The 16,317-nt window shown below is 72.8% G+C and carries 13 protein-coding genes and 1 pseudogene; 8 read left to right on the top strand and 6 right to left on the bottom strand.

The window, feature by feature from the left end:
• Positions 1–15: 15 nt before the first annotated feature.
• Positions 16–426, bottom strand: coding sequence for a CoA-binding protein (locus tag ABZ707_RS26345; protein ID WP_360179544.1), 411 nt, complete (start codon positions 424–426; stop codon positions 16–18).
• A 59-nt stretch (positions 427–485) separates the two neighbouring features.
• On the opposite strand from ABZ707_RS26345, the gene ABZ707_RS26340 reads away from it, so the two are divergent.
• The 3 genes from ABZ707_RS26340 (at position 486) to ABZ707_RS26330 (ending at position 5,427) form a co-directional block, all read left to right on the top strand.
• Complete coding sequence (locus ABZ707_RS26340) at positions 486–1,112, top strand: YigZ family protein (protein WP_360179542.1); 627 nt, start codon at positions 486–488, stop codon at positions 1,110–1,112.
• A gap of 149 nt (positions 1,113–1,261) precedes the next feature.
• Positions 1,262–2,428 carry an exonuclease SbcCD subunit D gene (locus ABZ707_RS26335; RefSeq protein WP_360179540.1) on the top strand — a complete coding sequence of 389 codons (1,167 nt, stop codon included), beginning with the start codon at positions 1,262–1,264 and terminating at the stop codon, positions 2,426–2,428.
• Positions 2,425–5,427, top strand: a complete 3,003-nt coding sequence (locus tag ABZ707_RS26330) for an SMC family ATPase (RefSeq protein WP_360179538.1) — start codon at positions 2,425–2,427, stop codon at positions 5,425–5,427. Before ABZ707_RS26335 ends, ABZ707_RS26330 begins: the two co-directional genes overlap by 4 nt.
• A gap of 22 nt (positions 5,428–5,449) precedes the next feature.
• Here ABZ707_RS26330 and ABZ707_RS26325 read toward each other — a convergent pair whose 3' ends face one another.
• Positions 5,450–5,896, bottom strand: coding sequence for an Lrp/AsnC family transcriptional regulator (locus ABZ707_RS26325; protein ID WP_360179606.1), 447 nt, complete (start codon positions 5,894–5,896; stop codon positions 5,450–5,452).
• Between the two features lie 94 nt (positions 5,897–5,990).
• On the opposite strand from ABZ707_RS26325, the gene ABZ707_RS26320 reads away from it, so the two are divergent.
• Both ABZ707_RS26320 and ABZ707_RS26315 read left to right on the top strand, forming a co-directional pair.
• Positions 5,991–6,494, top strand: coding sequence for a rhodanese-like domain-containing protein (locus ABZ707_RS26320; protein WP_360179536.1), 504 nt, complete (start codon positions 5,991–5,993; stop codon positions 6,492–6,494).
• A gap of 204 nt (positions 6,495–6,698) precedes the next feature.
• Positions 6,699–7,529, top strand: a complete 831-nt coding sequence (locus tag ABZ707_RS26315; protein WP_360179534.1) for a putative protein N(5)-glutamine methyltransferase — start codon at positions 6,699–6,701, stop codon at positions 7,527–7,529.
• 103 nt (positions 7,530–7,632) lie between these two features.
• Here the strand turns inward: ABZ707_RS26315 and ABZ707_RS26310 are convergent, their stop codons facing one another.
• Together ABZ707_RS26310 and ABZ707_RS26305 are read right to left on the bottom strand one after the other, a co-directional pair.
• Complete coding sequence (locus ABZ707_RS26310) at positions 7,633–9,315, bottom strand: DUF885 domain-containing protein (RefSeq protein WP_360179532.1); 1,683 nt, start codon at positions 9,313–9,315, stop codon at positions 7,633–7,635.
• Positions 9,316–9,808: 493 nt separating this feature from the next.
• The gene (locus ABZ707_RS26305) at positions 9,809–11,200 is read right to left on the bottom strand and encodes a GNAT family N-acetyltransferase (RefSeq protein ID WP_360179530.1); all 1,392 of its coding nucleotides are present in this window, start codon (positions 11,198–11,200) and stop codon (positions 9,809–9,811) included.
• A gap of 232 nt (positions 11,201–11,432) precedes the next feature.
• On the opposite strand from ABZ707_RS26305, the pseudogene ABZ707_RS26300 reads away from it, so the two are divergent.
• Positions 11,433–11,543: pseudogene (locus tag ABZ707_RS26300) on the top strand (dehydrogenase); the annotation flags it as partial.
• Between the two features lie 141 nt (positions 11,544–11,684).
• Here the strand turns inward: ABZ707_RS26300 and ABZ707_RS26295 are convergent.
• On the bottom strand, positions 11,685–13,316 hold the full coding sequence (locus tag ABZ707_RS26295; protein ID WP_360179528.1) for an alkaline phosphatase D family protein: 1,632 nt from the start codon (positions 13,314–13,316) through the stop codon (positions 11,685–11,687).
• Positions 13,317–13,711: 395 nt separating this feature from the next.
• Between ABZ707_RS26295 and ABZ707_RS26290 the strand changes: the two genes are divergently transcribed.
• The gene (locus ABZ707_RS26290; protein ID WP_360179526.1) at positions 13,712–14,476 is read left to right on the top strand and encodes a GntR family transcriptional regulator; all 765 of its coding nucleotides are present in this window, start codon (positions 13,712–13,714) and stop codon (positions 14,474–14,476) included.
• 51 nt (positions 14,477–14,527) lie between these two features.
• On the opposite strand, the gene ABZ707_RS26285 is transcribed toward ABZ707_RS26290, so the two are convergent.
• Positions 14,528–15,685 carry an ROK family transcriptional regulator gene (locus ABZ707_RS26285; RefSeq protein ID WP_360179524.1) on the bottom strand — a complete coding sequence of 386 codons (1,158 nt, stop codon included), beginning with the start codon at positions 15,683–15,685 and terminating at the stop codon, positions 14,528–14,530.
• A 134-nt stretch (positions 15,686–15,819) separates the two neighbouring features.
• On the opposite strand from ABZ707_RS26285, the gene ABZ707_RS26280 reads away from it, so the two are divergent.
• On the top strand, positions 15,820–16,260 hold the full coding sequence (locus tag ABZ707_RS26280) for a nitroreductase family deazaflavin-dependent oxidoreductase (protein ID WP_360179522.1): 441 nt from the start codon (positions 15,820–15,822) through the stop codon (positions 16,258–16,260).
• The last annotated feature ends 57 nt before the right edge of the window (positions 16,261–16,317 follow it).

Here is a 16,317-nt window from a genome sequence, read left to right as displayed (position 1 = left end):
CCGTCCCCGGACCCCTCAGCCGCCGAGCTTCGGAATCTCGATCGCCGGGCAGCGGTCCATGACCATGTCGAGCCCGGCCGCACGGGTGCGTTCGTACGCCGCCTCGTCGATCACTCCGAGCTGGAACCAGACGGCCTTCGCCCCGATCGCCGCCGCCTCGTCCGCCACCGGGCCGGCCAACTCGCTGTTCACGAAGACATCCACGACATCGACGGGGAAGGGGATGTCGCCGAGCGACGCATAGCCCTGTTCGCCGTGGACCGTCTCGGCCTTGGGATGTACCGGCACCACACGCTTGCCGAAGCGCTGGAGCACCGCGGCGACGCCGTACGCCGCCCGTGACCGGTTGTCGGACAGACCCACCACGGCCCAGGTGTCGCCGGTCGAGGTGAGAATCTTGCGGATCGTCTCTGCGTCTGCGTACATGTCCGCACAACGGGCCGCCCGCCCCGGCCATTCCCGGGGGCCCCGCATAGGGTGGGGTGATGCAGGAGCAGTACCAGACCATCGCCCGCGCGGGTGTGCACGAGACCGAGGTCAACCGTTCGCGCTTCCTCTGCGCGCTCGCGCCCGCCGCGTCCGAGCAGGAGGCACAGGAGTTCGTCGCACGGGTCCGCAAGGAACATCCGACGGCCACGCACAACTGCTTCGCGTATGTCGTCGGCGCCGACGCCTCCGTGCAGAAGGCGAGCGACGACGGCGAGCCGGGCGGCACGGCGGGAGTGCCGATGCTCCAGATGCTGATGCGCCGGGAGGTGCGGTACGTCGCCGCGGTCGTCACCCGCTACTACGGCGGGGTCAAGCTGGGCGCCGGCGGCCTGATCAGGGCCTATGGCGGAGCGGTCGGTGAAGCCCTGGACGCGGTCGGCACGCTGACCCGGCGGCGCCACCGGCTCGCCACCGTCACCGTCGACCACCAGCGCGCGGGAAAACTGGAGAACGATCTGCGGGCCACCGGACGCGTCGTCCGTGAGGTGCGGTACGCGGACGCGGTGACCATCGGGATCGGACTGCCGGACAGCGACGTGGCCGCCTTCCGCGCCTGGCTCGCCGACACCACGGCGGGAACGGCCGTGCTGGAGCTCGGAGGAGAGGCGTACGGCGACGGCTGACCGCCGGCCGCGTGAACCGGGTGGAAAAGTGAGGTCCGTGGGAGACCGGGCGCCCAGGGGGACTAGCGTGGTGCCGCCGGTGGCCGGATGCGGGCCCCGGGGCCGTTCTAGGGGTGGAGAAAAGACAGCATGCTGTTCGGAGCCGTCTCGTGAGGATTCTGCACACGTCGGACTGGCATCTCGGACGGTCCTTCCACCGAGTGAGCCTGCTCGACGCCCAGGCGGCATTCCTCGACCACCTGGTGGCGACGGTCCACGCCCGTGATGTCGACGCGGTGCTGGTGGCGGGCGACGTCTACGACCGGGCCGTGCCGCCGCTGACCGCGGTGGAACTCTTCGACCGGGCGCTGCACCGTCTCGCCGAGGCGGGCGTACCGACCGTGATGATCTCGGGCAACCACGACTCGGCCCGCAGACTCGGCGTCGGCGCCGGCCTCATCGAACGCGCCGGCATCCATCTGCGGACCGACCCGGCCGGCTGCGCCTTCCCCGTACTGCTCGCCGACGCTCATGGCGACGTCGCTCTCTACGGGCTGCCGTATCTCGAACCGGCCCTCGTACGCGACGAGTTCAGAGCGGCGAAGGCCGGACACGAGGCGGTGCTCGGCGCCGCCATGGAGCGCGTACGGGCCGACCTGGCGGCACGCGCTCCCGGCACCCGTTCCGTCGTGCTCGCCCATGCCTTCGTGGTGGGCGGCGAGGCCAGCGACAGCGAACGGGACATCACCGTAGGAGGCGTGGCCGCCGTGCCCGCCGGGGTCTTCGACGGTGTCGACTATGTCGCCCTCGGCCATCTGCACGGCTCCCAGACGCTCACCGAACGCGTCCGTTACGCCGGCTCCCCGCTCGCCTACTCCTTCTCCGAGACCAGGCACCGCAAGAGCATGTGGCTGGTGGACCTGGGGCCGGGCGGCGAGATCGCGGCGGAGCGGATCGACTGTCCGGTGCCACGCGCCCTCGCCAGGATCCGCGGCCGGCTCGACGAACTGCTCGCAGACCCGGCCCTCGCCCGCCACGAGGAGTCATGGGTCGAGGCGACCCTCACCGATGCCGTACGCCCGGCCGAGCCCATGGCACGTCTCGCCGGACGCTTCCCGCACACCCTGAGCCTGCTCTTCGACCCCGAACGGGCCGACGGAGATCCGCTCGCCTCCTACGCGCAGCGTCTCGCGGGCCGCACCGACCAGCAGATCGCGGAGGACTTCGTGGCGCACGTACGCGGCGGTGCCGGACCCGACGACCAGGAACGCACCGTGCTGAGCGACGCCTTCGACGACGTCCGCGTCGACGCCGGGGTGCGCGAGGTGACCCCGTGAGACTGCACCGGCTGGCCATCACCGCCTTCGGCCCCTTCGCCACCACCCAGGAAGTCGACTTCGACGCCCTCTCCACCGCCGGGCTCTTCCTGCTGCACGGCCCGACCGGCGCCGGAAAGACCTCGGTGCTCGACGCGGTCTGCTACGCGCTGTACGGCGCGGTGCCCGGCGCCCGGCAGAGCCCCGGCACCACCCTGCGCAGCGACCACGCGCCGGTCGGCACCTCCACCGAGATCTGTCTCGAACTGACCGTGGGCGGGCGCAGACTGGAGATCACCCGGCGGCCCGCGCAGCAGCGCCCCAAGAAGCGGGCCACCGGTTTCACCACCGAGAAGGCACAGAGCTCGCTCCGTGAGTACGACCAGGACAGCGGCGCCTGGCGCGCGCTCAGCCGCTCGCACCAGGAGATCGGTGAGGAGATCGGCCTGCTTCTCGGCATGAACCGCGAGCAGTTCTGCCAGGTGGTGCTGCTGCCCCAGGGAGACTTCGCACGCTTCCTGCGCGCCGACGCCGAAGCCCGTGGCAAACTGCTGGGCCGGCTTTTCGACACCCGCCGGTTCGCCGCGGTCGAGGAACGGCTGGCCGAACTGCGCCGCGCCGCCGAGCACCAGGTGCGGGCGGGAGACGACCGGCTCCTCGGTATCGCCCAGCGCATCGCCCAGGCGGCGGGCGGCAGTTCGGCCTCCGCGCCGCCCGACCGCGCACCCGGCGATCCGGGGCTCGCCGCCGCCGTCCTGGAGTGGGCGGCGCTCGCCCGCTCCACCGCCCATGAGCGCGCGGACATCGCGGAATCGGCGCTGGCCGCCGCCGAGAGCCGGCGGGCCGCCGCCCGGCACGGACTGGAAGCCGCACGGGAACTGCTGCGCCTGCAGCAGCGGTTCGAGGAGACCGCGCGCCGGGCCGAGGCGCTCGAAGCGCGCCGTCCCGAGCGTGAGCGCGACCGGGCGCGGCTCGACCGGTCCCTCAAGGCGGATCGGGTGGCCCCGGCCATGGCCCTGCGCGAGGACGCCGAGCGGGCGCACCGCGCGGCACGTGCCGAGCACGACCGCACCCGGGAGCGGCTTCCGGCCGGTCTCGCCGACGCCGGTGCGGAGCGTCTGGCCGCGCGGGCGGGCGCCGTACGCCAGGAACTCGGCGCCCTCGACGCGGCCAGGCGCGCGGAGCGGCGCAGCGCAGAGATCACCGGGGAACGCGCCGACCTGGACCGGCAGGCGCGGGCCGACGAGGAGATCCTCCAGGAGGCGGCCGGCTGGCTGGCCGGCTGGGAGGCCACGCGCCGCGCCGCACGGGAACGGATCGAGGAGGCGCAGGACGCGGCGACCCGCGCCGAGCAGCTCGCCGGACAGCTCGAACCGGCCCGGCAGCGCCTGGCGGCGGCCCGGCGGCGCGACGCGCTCGCAGCGGAAGCCACCGACGCGGGACGCCGGCTGGACTCCGCCAGGGAGCGCGCCAACACCGCCCACGAGACCTGGCTCGACCTGCGGGAGCGACGGCTGCGCGGTATCGCCGCCGAGCTGGCCGCCCGGCTCGTCGAGGGCGAGCCCTGCGCGGTCTGCGGCTCACCCGAACACCCCGGGCCGGCCCGGGCGGCGGACGGTCAGGTGGACCCGGCCGCGGAGGAGGCGGCCCTCGCCGAGTACCGACGCGCCGACCTGGCGCGGGGCGAGACCGAGCGCGCGTACACGGCGGTGCGGGAGCGGCACGCGGCGGCGGACACCGCGGCCGGGGACGCCACCGTCGCGGAACTCACCGCGCTGACCGGGCGATTGGCGCGGGAGCATGCCGAGGCGCACACCGTCGCCGCCGGGACACACGCGGCGCGCGAGGCTCTCGGCCGCGCCGAACGCGAGCACGAGGGCCGGCTCGCCGCGCGGCAGGAGGCCGAACGCCGGGTCGCGGCCCGCACCTCGCGGCGTGAGGCCCTCGAACGTGAACAGACCTCGCTGGTGGACGAGGTGCGCCGGGTCGCCGGGGAGACGGGCAGCGTCGCCGACCGCGCCGAGGAGCTGGAGCACCGGGCGCGACGGCTCGCGGAGGCCGCCGAGGCCGCACGCGCCGTCGACGCCACCGCGCTGCGGCTCAAGGAGGCCGACGACCGTCTCGCGGACGCCGCCTTCCGGGCCGGCTTCGACACGCCGGACGCCGCGGCGGCGGCGCTGCTCACCGACACCGAGCGGCGCGGCCTCCAGCGCCGTCTCGACGAAGGGGACGCCGAGGCCGCCGCGATCGCGGACCGGCTCGCCGAGCCGGACACCAGGGACGCCGGCGCGCGTCCGCCGGCCGAGGCCGGTGCGGCGGCGGCCGGGTACGACGCGGCGGAACGCGCCCTCCGGGACGCCTCGTCCGCGTATGCCGCCGCCCGGGACCGCCGCACCGAGCTGGGCCGACTCTCCCGGCAGGCCGAGGACGAGGTGCGCCGGCTGGGCCCGGTGCGCGAGGAGTACGACCGGGTGGCCCGCCTCGCCGCACTCACCGCGGGCACCTCCGCCGAGAACGAACGCAGGATGCGCCTGGAGTCCTATGTCCTGGCGGCCCGTCTCGAACAGGTCGCTGCCGCCGCCACCGTACGGCTCCAGCGCATGTCCTCCGGGCGCTACGCCCTGACGCACTCGGACGCGAGAACGGGCGGGCAGCGGCGCTCCGGCCTCGGGCTCCAGGTCATCGACGCCTGGACCGGCAGCGCACGCGACACGGCGACCCTCTCGGGCGGCGAGACCTTCTTCGCGTCCCTCGCCCTGGCGCTCGGTCTCGCGGATGTTGTCACCGACGAGGCCGGCGGAGCCCGGCTGGACACCCTCTTCATCGACGAGGGATTCGGCAGTCTGGACGACCAGACACTGGACGAGGTCCTGGACGTGCTGGACTCCCTGCGGGAACGGGACCGCTGTGTCGGCATCGTCAGCCATGTCGCCGATCTGCGCCGCCGTATCCCGACCCAACTGGAGATCGTGAAGGACCGGCGGGGCTCGGCGATACGAGCGCGCGGCGGGACGGGATGACGCCCGCGCCACGGAGGCGCGCTCAGCGCCCGAGGGAACGGCGCGGCAGCGGCGAGGAGTAGACGACGCTCGTCGTCACCGACCCCAGCGCCCCGATCCGGCCCGAGATCTCTTCGAGATGGCTCATCGAGCGGGCGGCGACCTTCAGCACGAAGCAGTCGTCGCCCGTCACATGATGCGCCTCCAGTATCTCGGAGGTCGCCGCCAGCAGATCGTGGAACGGCTTGTAGTTGCCGTTCGGATAGCGCAGCCGTACGAAGGCGAGGATCGGCCGGCCGAGCCGCTCCCGGTCGACCACCGCCGTGTAGCCGGAGATCACCCCGGCCTCCTCCAGCCGGCGCACCCGCTCGGTGACGGCGCTCGGGGACATCGAGACGGCCCGGGCCAGTTCGGCGAAGCTGGCCCTGCCGTCGCGTTGCAGGACGTCCAGAATGTGCCAGTCCGTGACGTCCGGTGAATACTTGGTCATCATCGAGAAATAACAGGGAAAGCCCCTGCCCGGCAAGGAAAACGCCGGGGAATCCGCCTTCATGGGAGCGATCGGCGCTCGTAGATTTCGGGCCATGAACACACTCTCCGGCACCGCGCCGATACCGCCCCTCTCCCACAACCCCGTCCTCCGGGTGCCTCCGGCCGCTCCCGCCGAGGCCGCCGCGTACTTCGGCGCGAGCCTGGCCTTCCACGCCGATGTGTCCGACGTGGCCGCCGCGCTGGCGGCCGGCGGCGACCCCGGCTTCGTGGTGCTCGACTCCCGCTCTGCCCCGTCGTGGGACCAGGGCCATGTCCCCGGCGCGATGCATCTGCCGACCGCGCGCATCGCCGCAGAGGCGGCGCGGCTGCTGGACCCGGCGGTGCCGGTGATCACCTACTGCTGGGGCCCGGGCTGCAACGGCGGGACCCGCGCCGCGCTCGCCCTCGCCCGGCTCGGCTACCGGGTCAAGGAGATGCTCGGCGGCATCGAGTACTGGATCCGGGAGGGGTTCGAGACCGAGACCCGGCGGGGCCGGGAACGCCGGGACGCCGACCCGCTGACCGCGCCGGCCGGGACGTCGGACTGCGGCTGCTGACGGGCCGGACGGTGTTGCGCCCGGGCCGGCGGGTGTCCGCACGCCCCGATCCGGCTCGGGTACAGTGATGCCGTCTTCCGCAATGAACGACCGAGGAGGTGGGACCCATTACCGCTGTACCAGGCTGGGTGCTCTCCTCCCATGGCGCGGTCCATTCGGCATAGGTGACCGCGGGAGCGCCCTCAGGCATCCCGAAAGGCTCCCATGTCGGTCTCATCGTCTTCCCTCCCTCCCTCCGCCATCGTCAGCAGACTCCGGGCCGCCGGCTGTGTCTTCGCCGAGGACGAGGCGGAGCTGCTCATCTCCGCCGCACGGACACCGGCCGGCCTCGCCGCCATGGTGGACCGGCGCGTCGCCGGTCTCCCGCTGGAACACGTCCTGGGCTGGGCCGAGTTCCGCGGTCTGCGGATCGCCGTGGACCCCGGGGTCTTCGTACCCCGCCGCCGCACCGAATTCCTCGTCGGGCGGGCCGCCGCTCTCGCCCGTCCCGGAGCCGTGGTGGTCGACCTGTGCTGCGGCTCAGGCGCGCTGGGCGCGGCGCTGGTCACGGCGGTGGGGCGGGCCGATCTGTACGCCACGGACATCGACCCCGCCGCGGTGCTGTGCGCCCGGCGCAATGTCGCCGCCGTCGGCGGTGAGGTGTACGAGGGCGATCTCTACGATCCGCTGCCCGCCGCGCTGCGGGGCCGGGTCGATGTACTGCTCGCCAATGTCCCCTATGTGCCCACCGAGGAGATGGCGCTGCTGCCTCCGGAGGCCCGCGAGCACGAGGCACGGGTGGCGCTCGACGGTGGCACGGACGGGCTGGACGTGCTGCGGCGGGTGACCGCCCAGGCGGCGGTGTGGCTGGCGCCGGGCGGCCATCTGCTGTTCGAGACGAGCCGGCGGCAGGCGGCGGCGGCCGTCCGGACCGTCACTCGCGACGGGCTGGTCCCTCAGGTGGCGACGTCGGACGAGCTGGACGCGACCGTTGTCGTCGCGACCAGGCCCGTCCTCCGGGACGCACCGGCCGGGCAGGACGGGTCACGGACATAGCGTCCGCGCGGGAACGGAGCGCGGCGCGTCCCGGCGGCCGGACTCGCCTCCGGGCATGTGTCGGACACAGCCCGGGTCCGGCCGCCGTGACGCGCCGAGGGGATCAGAGCTTCGACAGCTCGTCCACCAGGTCGTCGAGGCCCAGCGAGCCCTGGGAGAGCGCCGCCATGTGCCATGCCTTGGCGTCGAAGGCATCACCGTGGCGCTTCCTGGCGTTCTCCCGGCCGAGCAGCCAGGCACGCTCGCCCAGCTTGTAGCCGATCGCCTGGCCGGGCATCGACAGATAGCGGGTCAGCTCGCTCTCCACGAAGTCCGCGGGACGGCCGCTGTGGTTCCCGAAGAACTCCTGCGCCAGCTCGGGCGTCCAGCGCTCGCCCGGATGGAACGGCGAGTCCGCCGGGATCTCCAGCTCCAGATGCATACCGATGTCCACGATGACCCGGCAGGCACGCATCATCTGCGCGTCCAGATAGCCGAGCCTGCGCTCCGGGTCGGGCAGGAAGCCCAGCTCGTCCATGAGCCGCTCGGCGTAGAGCGCCCAGCCCTCGGCGTTGGCGCTGACCTGGCCGACCGACGCCTGGTAGCGCGAGAGGTGTTCGGCGACATGCGTCCACTGGGCGATCTGCAGATGGTGGCCGGGGACGCCCTCGTGGTACCAGGTCGACACCAGGTCGTACACCGGGAAGCGGGTCTCGCCCATGGTCGGCAGCCAGGTGCGGCCGGGGCGCGAGAAGTCCTCGGAGGGACCGGTGTAGTACGGGGCCGCGGGGCCGCCGGGCGGGGCGATCCGGGACTCCACCCGCCGTACTCTCTCGGCGAGTTCGAAGTGCGTGCCGTCCAGCGCCTCGATCGCCTCGTCCATCAGGTTCTGCAGCCAGTCCCTGACTTCGTCGACCCCCTCGATGTGCGCGCCGTGTTCGTCGAGATGGGCCAGCGCCTCCCAGGGGCCCGCGCCGGGCAGGATCTTGTGCGCCTCGGTCTTCATCTCGGCGAGCAGCCGGTGGTACTCGGACCAGCCGTACGCGTACGCCTCGTCCAGATCGAGATCGGTGCCGTTGAAATAGCGTGCCCAGCGGCGGTAACGCTCCCGGCCCACGGTGTCGGGCGCGTCCTCGACGGCGGGCGCGTACACCTCGCGCATCCAGTCCCGCAGCTCCGCGACGGCTGCCGTCGCCTCGGCCGCCGCGCCGTCCAGCTCGGTCCGGAGGGATGCCGGACCGGCCGACACGAACTCCTCGAACCAGCCCCGGCCGTCACCCGCCCACTCGGTGAGCTGACCGACAAAGGTCGCGGTGGGACGGGGGCCGGCGGGCAGCTTGCGGTCAAGTCCGAGCGCCAGTGAGGCCCGGTAGCCGGCCAGCGCGGCGGGCACGGCCCGCAGCCGCTCCGCGATCACCGCCCAGTCCTCGTCCGTCTCGGCCGGTGTCACGGTGAAGACTTCGCGGATGTGGTGCGCCGGCGAGTGGATATTGCTGACCAGGCGCAGACCTTCGTCCGCGTCGTGGACGGCCAGCCCGGCGGTGAGGCGTTCCCGCAGCAGCCGGCCGCAGCGCCGCTCGGCCTCGCTGTCCGCGCCCGGCAGCCGCTCGGCCTCGTCGAGCCGGGCGAGAGTGGCCCGGCCGAGGTCGGCGAGAGCCTGCTGTCCGGCCGGGGAGAAATCGGGGAGGCGGCGGTGGCTTTCCGCGACGCCGAGGAAGGTGCCGGTGATCGGGTCGAGTTCGATGAGTGCGTCGACGTAGGCGTCGGCGACCTGGCGGGGCAGCGCGCTGCCGGCTGTGTCTGACATGCGGCCATACTCGACCAAGATTGCCGTTCACGTCACATCGTTCGACTGGGCGAACGGGCGGGGATGGCTGACGAGGGCGGCATCGGCGGGTCGTGCTCCGGCTCCGGGCGCGACAACTGCCTTCCGGCGCGGGCGCCTTCGGGCCGGACGCGGTCCTCGCGGCGCCGCCGGGCGCTGCCGGGAAGCGGTGGCTCCGCACCGCCTCTGAGTTCTCTGAGTTCTCTGAGTTTGGCCGGATCGAGGCGCGACCGGCCGGTGGCGTGTGCCGGGCTCTGCGGGGATCCTGCCGGGCGACGGCGGGCGGCTGATCACTCCGCTGAGCCGGGCCGGAGACAGGGGCACGCCGTGTGGAGCCGGTCTCCGTCAGCCACCACGCTGTGGCCGGGGAGAGGCGTCCGCCGGGGCCGGGGCCGGCCGCCGGTGGTGTCACCCGCGCCGAGGGTCCGCAGGACGCCGAGGGTCCGCAGGACACGGCAGGACGCGAGCGCGATGCTCAGCGATCGGCCTGCTTGTGCCGGTCGCGCTGGTCGTTGTGCTGGGGCGTGCGCTCGGCCGTCCGGTCCAGCCGGGCCGTGATGACGAGCGTGCCCTCGTCGATCTGGTAGTCCAGCGGCAGGCCGAGATTCCGCATGGTCGCGACCATGCCGGTGTTGGACGCCTGAGTGACGGCGTACACGCTTTCGCAGCGGGCCTCGTCGGCGAGTGCGACCAGCCGGCCGAGCAGTTCGGAGCCGATGCCCCGTCGCTGCCAGGAGTCCTCGACGATCAGGGCGACTTCGGTCTCGTCGCCGTCCCAGAGCAGATGCCCGAGCGCTACCAGGCGGCCGGAGGCCGTCTGGACGGCGAGGGTACGGCCGAAGCGGGGGCTGAGCAGATGGCTGAGATAGCGGTTGGCGTCGCCCACCGGGCCGTGATAGCGCCGTCCGAGTGTGCGGTCGGAGCAGCGGCCGTGCATGGCGAGCGCGGCATCGAGATCGTCGTGGTCGGCGCGGCGGACGGTGATCTCCTCGCCCTCCGGGAGGGTGAGGACGTCGTGGCTGCGCGGGATGCGCGGACCGAGCCGGGCGTCCAGCTCGACCAGGGCGCGGGCCCTGGCGAACTCGGTGGGGGTGAAGGGGAGGTAGGGACGTTCCACGGTGATACTGCCGCCGTTCGGATCGCGCAGCCGCATCTCCGTGCCGTCCAGTACGCCCTCGACGGGAGCGCTCTCGCCGGCCACACGGCCGGTGACGGACACCGCGGGGCGGGAGTGGATGGTGCAGCGGCCGAGCAACTGGCGCAGGGCCAGCGGGAGTTCGGCGGCGTCCAGGGCCGTCCGGGTGGCGAGGCCGAGCACCCGGGTCGGGGTGTCCACCAGATCGTGGGCGTCGGCACGCTCGATCCAGGTGCCGCTGCCGCCCGCGGCGGAGACCTCCCGGGTGAGGTCCTTGGCCTGGAGCGCGGCCGGGGCCCGCAGGAGGAACTCGTCGACTGTGCCGTCGGCCAGCGGATGGGTCTGCAGGGTGAGGATGTCCACATGGTGGGCGGCGAACGTCGTGCACAGTGCGGCGAGGCTCCCAGGCTCGTCGCGGACCGTGGTCCGCATCCGCCAGAGCACGGTGTCGACGGGGACAGGACCGGCAGGCGTCTCCGGCGCGGGCGTGGCGGGGGCCGGCGACGGTGGGGCGTGACTGTGCCTCCGCGCCCACCAGGTGTGGAAGGTGGCGGTGGCGATCAGCGCCATTGCCGAGGCGACCAGCAGAAAGGCGCCGTGCGGTCCGTGCGCGATCATGTTCGCCACGGCGTCGGCGACAGCCACGGCGGTGAACAGGGCGGCGAGCTCAACAACATCCCGCCGCCAGTGGTGTCGGCGGCGGACACTCTGCGCGGAAGTCACATGGGTCATGGCTTCACTCTGACCCACAGGTGTTGCGTGATCACGAACGGTTTGTGACTGATGGGTTAAGTGTGGATCTGTTCGTTTTTGGGTGATATTCGGCCACCTTTGGCGAGGAATGATCATCTACATGATGCGTCCTGACGCGCCCTGCCGCGGGGGTGGGGCCGGGTCCCGGTCGGGCGGTGGTGCGCGTCAGGGTGATGGCGGCGAGGGAGGGTGGCAGTACGCCCGGCAGCTCGGACCCCGCACCCCTGAGCAGGGCGCGGCCACGGCGATCCGGCTCGCCACACTGCCCGACGGCGGACCGACCGGTTCGTTCTTCGAGGACGGCGGCGTCATCCCCTGGTGACCCCGAACTCGTCGTGATCATGCCGTCAGCCCCGGCGCGGCCGGGGAGCACCGGGCCGGTCCGGTGCGGTGCACCCCGGCGCGCCGCCCGGCTCGAAGCCGAGCCGGGCACCGGGCCGCCGGGGACCCCGCGGGACGGCCCCTACTGCCCGACCTTCCCGGGCTGGAGGACCTTGGTGAACAGCACCGTGCCGCCCTCGGCCCGCAGCCGGACCGTCAGCTCTCCGCTGCCGCCGTCGATGTCCACCTCGCCGAAGAGCTGCGGTGCCTCCATGGGCGAGACATTGGCCCGGTCCGGGGCCTTCACATAGACCCGCTCCGGGCCGAACGTGCCGTCCAGGGCGCTGGCCTGGAACTGTCCCGCGGCAAGCGGGCCCGACACGAACTCCCAGAACGGCGCGAAGTCCTTGAAGGCGGCCCGTGACGGGTCGTAGTGCTGCGCGGAGGTGTGGTGGACGTCCGCCGTCAGCCACAGTGTGCCGGTGATCCGGCGGTGCTTGATGTACCGCAGCAGCTCCGCGATCTGGAGCTCCCGGCCGAGCGGGACACCGGGGTCGCCCTGCGCGATCGCCTCGATGTTCTCCGTACCGTCCGGCACGACCAGCCCGATCGGCATGTCGGCGGCGATCACCTTCCACACCGCGCGCGAGCGCGACAGCTCTCGCTTGAGCCAGCGGAGCTGTTCGGCGCCCAGGATGCCGGTGGTGTCGTCGGCCTGCCGTCCGGGTGAGTTGGCGTTGCGGTACGACCGCATGTCGAGGACGAACACATCGAGCAGCGGACCGTGATGCACCACCCGGTGCACCCGCCGGTCCGTGCCGCGCGTCTGCGGCGCCGACACCGGGAAGTACTCGCGAAACGCCCGCGTCGAGCGGACGGCCAGCACATCGACGTTCTTCTCGGTGTAGCGGTCGTCGTCGAGGATCTGCCCCGGATACCAGTTGTTGCGCACCTCGTGGTCGTCCCACTGAATGATCGCCGGGACCTGCGAGTTGAAGGACCTCAGATTCGCGTCGAGGAGGTTGTAGCGGAAGTTGCCGCGGTACTCGTCCAGGGTCTCCGCCACCTTGGACTTCTCCACGGTGGTGATGTTGCGCCAGACCCGGCCGTCGGGCAGCGTCACGCTCGGTTCGATCACACCGTCCGCGTAGATGGTGTCCCCGCTGCACAGGAAGAAGTCGGGGTTGAGCCGGCGCATCTCCTCGTACACGCGATAGCCGCCGATGTCCGGGTTGATGCCCCAGCCCTGTCCCGCGACATCGCCCGACCAGACGAACCGGACCCGCCCGCCGCGCTTCGCCGGGGCGGTACGGAAGGTTCCGTACACCGGCTCCCCGGTACGGCGGGGGTCCTCGGGGTCGGCCGGCGTCACCCGGTAGTGCACCTGCTCGCCGGCGGGCAGACCGCGCAGCGCGACCGTGCCGGTGAAGTCGGTGACGGGGCCGAGCAGCGGGCCGTACCACCGGCGCGAACGGCGGAACGACTCGGTGGCCGAGGTCTCCACGATCATCCTGGCGGGCCGGTCGGCACGGACCCACACCAGCGCCGACGAAGAGGTGACATCACCGGTCTGCACACCCCAGAGGGCGCGCGGCCGGCCGGACAGGGCCTGCGCCGGGGCGGCGGTCACGACGCCGGCGGGCAGCGCCAGCGCCGCCGAGACGGCGAGCGAACCGCGCAGCACACCGCGACGGCCGGGAGCGCCGGTACCCGCGGGCCCCAGGGCCTCGCCGGACCCGGAACGGCCGTGATCGGTAGGAGAGTTGGGCGACATCGAGAAGCCTCCTGCACGCGTGGTGGGTGGGGGTGGGGCGGGAACGGGGTGCTGGGATCCATGCCCCGGTCGGGCGCCTGGCTCGCGTCTTCCGGCACGATCCAAACGAAAGGCCCCGGCCCCCGGCAACGGCCGGGGCGCGAACCCGGGATGAACAACCCCCGTGGATTCCGCGCGCCGGCACCCAGCCCGGCGCCCTTGCCCGCCGAGGCCCGGCGACGTACGAACGTCCTGTGAACGCCCTGCGTCCTGACGCGATTTCTCTGGGTAACCGGCGCAGGATTGGTCTTGACCAACGGGAAGAGCCGTCCTATGGTCGGTAGTTAGTGCAGGAACCTTTAATAAACAAGGGCACGGAAAACCCGCCGGGGACACGGCGATTGCGGAGGATCAGGGTGGGGACCACGCAGCTCGAAACAGTGCCGGAGCCGAAGTACTGGCATCTCAAGACCGTGCTCGGCGAGGCTCTCGACAGCGATTTCGCGGTGGGGGAGATCCTGCCCAACGAGCGTGAGCTGGCCGCTCGTTTCGGGGTGGCCCGCGCCACGCTCAGGCAGGCGCTCGAACAGCTTGAGCTGGAGGGCCGGCTCCAGCGCCGCCGCGGTGTCGGTACGACCGTCGCACCGCCGCGGGTGGGTGTGGACGTCTCCACCACCCAGCACGAATGGCCGGGCACCACCAATGACGCCTGGCAGCCGGTCGACTGCGCCACGGCGCCCGCGCCCGCCGCGATCGCCCGCCTCCTGGAGACGGGCACCGGTGAAGACGTGCACACCGTCCGCAGGATCCGCGTCACCCACGGCCAGTCGGTGGCGGCCGAGCTGCTCTACGTACCGCCGTCCTCCGTTCCCGAGCTGTCGGCCATCGACGCGCCCTCCGGACCCGCCCGCGCCCGCGCCGTCCTGCGTGAACTGCGGCGTCTCGGCCTCGACGGCCAGGACCGCGCGGTGGAGCTGGGCTCGGCCCGCGCGGACGACGCCAAGGAGCTGGACCGGCTCCCCGGCGCCCCGGTCCTGGTGGTCACGACGCGTTATGTCGTCGAGGGGCGTACCGCCGCCGTCTCGGTCGCCACCTACCGCGCCGACACCTGCCGGCTCACCTTCGGGGACTCCGGCGATCTGGAGATCAGCGACCACCCGCAGGAGCGGCAGGCGTCCTGAACGGCGGTCCTTGGGACACCCGCCACGCGCCCGACCCGCACGGCCCGCCGCTCAGCGGCGGGCCGTCACCGTTCCGTCCACCGCGAAGAGCTGCTCCTCGACATGGTCGAGGGCCAGCCGCAGCGCGCCGGTGGCCACCGCCGCCTCCCCGAGCAGCGACAGTGTGACCCGCGGCGGCCGGAGACAGAAGCGGGAGAGATTGTCGCGCAGCGGGTCGAGCACACCGTCGAGCCCGGCCGCCCAGCCGCCGATCACCACCACTTCCGGGTCCAGCGCCAGTACCAGCGCCGCCACATCGTGCACCAGCCGCTTGGTGAACCGCTCGACAGCCTCCTGTGCGCCGATGTCTCCTTCCCGGGCATGGGCGAAGACCTTGGCCACCGCCTGCTCGTCGAGCGGGTGGAGCGGCTCGTCGGTGGTCGACAGCAGCTTCTCCGGCGTCACATCACGGCCCAGCAGATGCAGCGCACCGATCTCTCCTGCCGCTCCGCCGAAGCCGCGGTGCAGCCGTCCGCCGATCAGGGCACCGGCCCCGGGGCTCAGTCCGGCCAGCACGAAGACGATGTCGTCGGAGTCGGTGGCGGCGCCCTTCCACTGCTCGGCGACGGCGGCGGCGTTGGCGTCGTTCTCCACCAGCACCGGGCAGCGGAAGGAGCGTCGCAGCCGCTCACCGAGCGCCAGCCCCGTCCACTGCGGGAGCGCGGTGCCGAGCCGTACGGTCCCGTCGGCCTCCACGATGCCGGGGCTGCCGACCCCGACCGCGCGCAGCGAACTGCGTGGCACCCCCGCGCGCCGCAGCACATCGGCGACGGCGAGCCGGACCCGCTCCAGGCGCTCGTCCGCGTCGGCCGTCTCCGAGACCTCGCGCGTCCCGGCGCCGATGATCCGGCCGTCCAGTCCGGAGAGCAGCGCGGCCACCCGGTGCGGGCCGATCTCGATGCCCAGCAGATGTCCGGCCTCCGCCCGGAACCGGAACCGCCGTGCCGGGCGGCCCTGTTTACGGGCCTCGCCCTCCTCCGGAGCGGACTCGACGACCAGGCCCGCTTCCATCAGCCCCTCCACCACGCCCTCGACCGTCGGCCGAGACAGCCCGGTGATCCGGGTCAGATCCGTGAGCGTGAGGGAGCCCGCGCCCCGCAGGGCATGCAGCACCACCGCGGAGTTGATCCGCCGCAGGAGAGAAGGGTCTCCGCCGGTCAGCCGCCCCACGGTATGTCCTCCCAGCTCGTGCGTGTCTGGCGGATGCTACTCGCTGGTCGGCGGCGCGGCGAGGGGCGAGTGCCACGGGGTTGGGAAGGTCTTACGCTGAAGCGCGTTGGCGACGTACGAGCGGAGGAGCCGAGATGGCACAGGACGAAGAAGTCGTGGTCAGCCCCCAGGACTGGGTGGCCCGGCAGGCCAGGGAGTACGAGGAGTCAGACGGCGCTCGCGGCGGCACCCTGCAGGGCGCGCCGTGCCTGCTGCTCGACTACCGCGGCCGGCGCACCGGGGTGTGGCGCAGGACCGTGCTGATCTACGGGCGTGACGGTGACGACGTCCTGCTCGTGGCGTCCAAGGGCGGCGCGGACACGCATCCGCTCTGGTACGTCAATCTGGAGTCCGAGCCCGACGTACGGGTCCAGGTCGGCGCAGAACGCTTCAGCGCGCGGGCGGAGACGCTGTCGCCGGAGGAGAAGGCCCGGGTCTGGCCGGGACTTGTGGACGTGTTCCCGCCCTACGCGGACTACCAGAAGAAGACCGACAGGGACATCCCGGTCGTACGGCTGCGCCGGGTGACGGACTGAGCGAACGGGACCGGGCGCACCTGACCGGGTGCGGGCGGGTTCCGTCCGCTCCCGGTC

It is taken from the genome of Streptomyces sp. NPDC006923 (assembly GCF_040635655.1).
GTDB lineage: Bacteria > Actinomycetota > Actinomycetes > Streptomycetales > Streptomycetaceae > Streptomyces.
Note: the sequence above shows the minus strand (reverse complement) of the source record. Positions and strands in the feature narration are given on the sequence as shown.